Source organism: Williamsia serinedens (assembly GCF_024171725.1).
Lineage (GTDB): Bacteria > Actinomycetota > Actinomycetes > Mycobacteriales > Mycobacteriaceae > Williamsia_A > Williamsia_A serinedens.
The window spans coordinates 1-1204 of sequence record NZ_JAMTCG010000029.1; the positions used below are offsets into that span (position 1 = coordinate 1).

Sequence of the window (1204 nt, forward strand, 5' to 3'; positions counted from 1 at the left end):
GCCAGCCTCGAGCTGCACCGAGAACGCACCCGTGGTGGTGTTCGGGTTGACCCGCTGGATCTTCGTCGACAGCACGCCCTGGCGGATCACGGGAGTCGAGAACGACAGCTGGTCTGGGTCTGCCTTTCCGGTGATGTCGGTGACGTTGCCGGTCACGGTCACAAGGGCCATCAGTAGGCCTTTCTGGTTGTCACAGCATGGCTTTGCGGTACATCAGTCAGGTCGGGGCTGCCATGCGCGATCCCTGCGCCGTCGAGGAGCGCACGCAGCCGCGAAATCTCGGCCAGTAGTGCTTGACGCGCCAGCATCTCTGCAACGTTCTGTGCGTGCGTCACTAACTCGAGATGATCTGGGTTGATGCAGCGACGGTTCGCGCATTTGTGATGCACCGGCATATTGGGGCTAATTCGGGTGCCAAGTTTTGCCTCGACCGCTACTCGATGCGCGTACATTCTTCGGCCCGGAATCCGAATTTGGGCATAGCCGTTGGAGAGCGGTTTGCGAATCCATACCCAGCACCCATGTTCGTCGGGCTGCGACTTCTTCTTGAGTATGGCTAGTACATCGACCCACCGACGCGCTTCGTATGCGAGGGTGAACTCACTGCGCCGCTTGCGCTGTATGCCCACTTTCCTGCACTCGGTACTGCAATACCTCCCGTACGGGACGTCGATTGCCTGACCGCAGTGGCATACCCGCAGTAGCTCTCCCGCCTTCTCCACACGCTTTGCTTGGCGGTGGTGATCAGTGCAGAGTCCGGTGGACGTCGCCGGTCGCAAACAGTCCAGCCCCGCGCAAAGCTGCCCTCGAAACGGGTTGCGAGAACCCCGGTAACACTTGGCGCTGCAATGCAACCGGCGCCGGTTCCGGTGGTCCACAAAAGTATTCCCGCACGTCTTGCATGTGCCCTCGATTGCGAGGGTCATTTATCCAGCATCTCCTGCACCGACACACGGGCAAGCTCAAGGTAGGTGCGCGTCTCACCCGCGGGAGACTCCCTGTTGTACGCGACGTGCCGTCCCGATCCCAGGTAGCGCCACAGGGCGGAACCCCCGGCACCGACAGGCCACAACCCGCCGAACGGTTGCCGGCGACCGGTGACCACGTCGGAGATGTAGCGCATCGGGTTCGACCCCGGCAGGGCGGTGATCGGGTCGTCGGGGATCGCGAACGACCGCACGTTCCCCGGTACCCACCGCTCCCC

At 62.4% G+C, this 1204-nt stretch carries 2 protein-coding genes; both read right to left on the minus strand.

The annotated features are described in order from the left end of the window. Positions 1-170: 170 nt before the first annotated feature. On the minus strand, positions 171-629 hold the full coding sequence (locus LX12_RS22320; protein ID WP_253656713.1) for an HNH endonuclease signature motif containing protein: 459 nt from the start codon (positions 627-629) through the stop codon (positions 171-173). A gap of 293 nt (positions 630-922) precedes the next feature. After that, on the minus strand, positions 923-1204 hold a 282-nt coding region (locus LX12_RS21785), incomplete at its 5' end, for a hypothetical protein (protein WP_253656714.1).